Raw genomic sequence first — 3,413 nt, forward strand, 5'->3', positions numbered from 1 at the left:
AAATTTTACTATTAGTAAATAATAAAGTTTTTTAAATAAACCTAAAATACTAAACAGAAAAACATTCCAAAATAAAAAAAATAGTGAATATTTTATATTGAATATTGATTTTCTGAATTTCTAAAAAAATTAAACAATTAATAAAAATAGATTAAAGATGGAGAAAAATATAGTTCGTGTGAACTGAATAGAGAAGATATAGAAGATTGTTGTAAAACGAGAAAAAGCCAATTATGAAATTTTATACAGAATATAAAAAACTAAAACAGTTAAAAAGAGATTAGTTAAATTATTTAATTATTTTAATAGAAAATTGCTAATAAAATATAGAAAAGAAGAACAAAGAGAAAAACTAATATTAATTTTCATTTTCAATAATAGAAGATAAAAAATCTCCTAAACGTCCAACAACACCGACAACAAGTGCATTACCCATCATAAAGTATCTTCTACGTTCAGTCATTGCTTGAGACTCAACATTTGTCCAATTGTCTGGAAACATTTGAATTCTTTCAGCTTCTATTGGAGTTAAAGTTCTTAAATTACCTGACTTTACATCTTTAACAACATGAGAACTTCTATTTGTAGTGCTTTCACTTGTCAGCATTGTCCTTGCAGGAACATCTAATTTATCTGGGAAAGATAAGTTACCTTCAGAAAAATAATAAGTTTCACCATTAGGTCTTTTACGAGGAACTTTCTTAGAACCTTTCAAATACTTCCATTTCTCTAGTTTATCATCAAGAAGGAAATATTTTTCATCCACTTCTCCTTTTTCAATAATATCCCCTAAAGTTGTAACATTTTCACATTCAATAGCTTCAGTTTTATAGGTATAAATATGGCCTCTATGCATCAATCCAGAATTATAGAAATGAAAATCAAAATTATCACTTAGTTCTACTAAATCTTTATAATCTTTCTTTAATATTGAAGTTTGACCAAAATCATCACTAGAATGAGCTTTACCATCAAGTCCAATCTCTTGTGAATTAAGCTTAATTGGGAAGTTTTTAGCAAAAATCCCCTCTTTATAAATCAAATCTTCGTAATTTATCTTTTTTGTGCGATTGTAGTAATTGGTTGACTTATGATAAGCAAAAATAAAAACTCTTCTTCTTTTTTGTGGAAAACCATATTCTGCAGCATTTATTACTCTCCATTCAACGGAATATCCATAATCATATAATGTTCTAAGCATTACGCCAAAGTCTCTTCCTCTCTGACTGGATGGTGAACGTAATAACCTGTCCACATTTTCAAGCAGGACAAAAGGAGGTTGTTTTTCCTCTAGAACTTCTGCTATTTGCCACCATAAAACTCCTTTTTTACCTTCTATTCCCTTTTCACCGGATAAAGATCTGGCTACACTATAATCCTGACATGGAAATCCGCCAACAAGAACAGAATGATCTGGAATTGTTTTTTTATCAACAGTAGCTATATCCTCATTTACATGATTTTCAGAATCGCCAAACCTTTCTGTATAACAATCAAATGCAGCCTGTGAACTGGTGGATGGTTCCCATTGGTTTGCCCAAACGAAATCCCAATTGTCTTCTTCATGGACCTTACCATCTTCCAGACTTACATGGTTAAATCCACAACGGAATCCACCTACTCCTGCAAATAATTCAACTACTGTTTTTTCCATAAAAATTCCTCACAATTATATTTTATAAAAATTAGTTTATAAAATTTTTTAGTCAAAGTCTAATAGAATTTTTAGTTTTCATATAAAATAAAAAATAGGTTAGAGCATTTGAAAACTAATAAGAAATAATTAAACTTTATAAATAAGTATAAATATATCTTGTTTTAATGATAAAAAAATTAAAAGTTTAAATAGAAGTTGTTTAAAATTTTAAAAGTTTAAATAAAACTTGTTTAAAAAATTAAAAGTTTAAAAAAAAGCCCTATTAAGGAAAAACAATACCAAAAAAACTTGTTTAAAAAATTAAAAGTTTAAATAAAAGCCCTTTTAAGGAAAAACAATGCCAAAAAACTTGTTTTAAAAGTTTATACAAAGGGGGATTAAGATGAAATTCAATTCAATCGATGAACTACTTAAATACACTGAAAAGATTAAAGGCAAGACATTTAAGGAAATAGATTCCCAAAAACTTCTTGAAAACACCAAAAACCTTAAGAAAAACAAGGGAATCCTCGGCCATATAGTTGAAAGTGGATTTTACAAGTATCCGATTAACAGTAATCCTCAAGCTGATTTTGATGAAATAGGAGTTGAATTGAAGGTAACCGGATATAAGAAAAGCAAAAAGGGACTATTGTCTGCCAAGGAAAGGGTTTCATTAAGCAAAATAGACTACAATACAATAGTCTATGAAGACTATGAATTCAGCAAACTTATCTCCAAAAACAAGAAAATCCTATTTATCTGGTATCTTTATGAAAAGGGAAAGGACATTGGAGATTTCCTAATAACCGACTATCAGTTATATGATATGAGCCAGGATGAGGAAATCATTAGAAATGACTTTAACATCATTAAGGAAAAGGTGAAACATGGCCGTGCACATGAACTTTCAGAAGGGGATACATCCTATCTTGGAGCATGTACAAAGGCAGCTACATCTAATGACAGAACAAGTCAGCCTTATTCCCATGTACTTGCAAAACCTAGAGCCTTTTCATTAAAAAACGCTTATATGACAGGTATTTTAAGAAGCATGAAAACAAGTGCAAATGATATTAAGACTAATGATTACAAGACTGTAGAGGAATACATCAACAAAAAGATTATACCATATATTGGAAAAACCCAATTGGAAATATTGGAAGAAGTAAGTGGAAAAACCTATAAGGAGAAAATACCTAAAAACATAAGTAAAATCATTACTGATTCAATCATTGGAAAAGATTCTGAATTGCCTTCAATAAGTGATCTTTTTGCTAAAACAAGTTTCATTATTAAGAATTTACCTCTAACTCCAAAAGGAAAACCAAGAGAAAGAATGTCATTTAGAACATTGTCCTTAAGTGAATTTGAAGAGGATTGGGAAGATTCAGACTGGAAAACCTATTTTGAAGAAACTACATTGTTAACCATTCTTTGGAGAGAACCTAATAGGAATGCCAGAAATGGATATAGGGAATTGGTAGGCGTAAAAAGAATAAGTTTTGATGAAAAGGATCTTGAATCATTTAAAATAAGCTATGACATGATAAAGGAAACAATTGATAAAAGGGATACAAGTCTTCTTCCAACACCTAATTCCTTTGAAGGTCAAATATTGGTGGTTGCACCTAAAGGTAAAAAAGTATATGTTTCTTGTCATCCGCATTATTTACTTTTAAGAGGAAAAGAAGATAGATATGGAGGTAATGATTATAGTTGGATTTGTGATGTATGCAAAATTAGTTATTCTAAATATATTTATTCATTTCATTGC

Annotated in this window: 2 protein-coding genes; one reads left to right on the forward strand and one right to left on the reverse strand. The window is 29.5% G+C overall.

Translation table 11 applies throughout. The features are described 5' to 3' along the window. Positions 1-358: 358 nt before the first annotated feature. Positions 359-1,654, reverse strand: coding sequence for a DNA (cytosine-5-)-methyltransferase (dcm, locus tag Q0138_RS02285; RefSeq protein WP_297980366.1), 1,296 nt, complete (start codon positions 1,652-1,654; stop codon positions 359-361). A 385-nt stretch (positions 1,655-2,039) separates the two neighbouring features. Between dcm and Q0138_RS02290 the strand changes: the two genes are divergently transcribed. Beyond that, on the forward strand, positions 2,040-3,413 hold a 1,374-nt coding region (locus tag Q0138_RS02290), incomplete at its 3' end, for a Sau3AI family type II restriction endonuclease (protein ID WP_297980369.1).

Source organism: uncultured Methanobrevibacter sp., assembly GCF_937906425.1.
Lineage (GTDB): Archaea > Methanobacteriota > Methanobacteria > Methanobacteriales > Methanobacteriaceae > Methanobrevibacter.

Bases quoted from the DNA above. Each gene is read 5' to 3' on its own strand.
- dcm (WP_297980366.1), bottom strand. From the start codon at position 1,654: ATGGAAAAAACAGTAGTTGAATTATTTGCAGGAGTAGGTGGATTCCGT.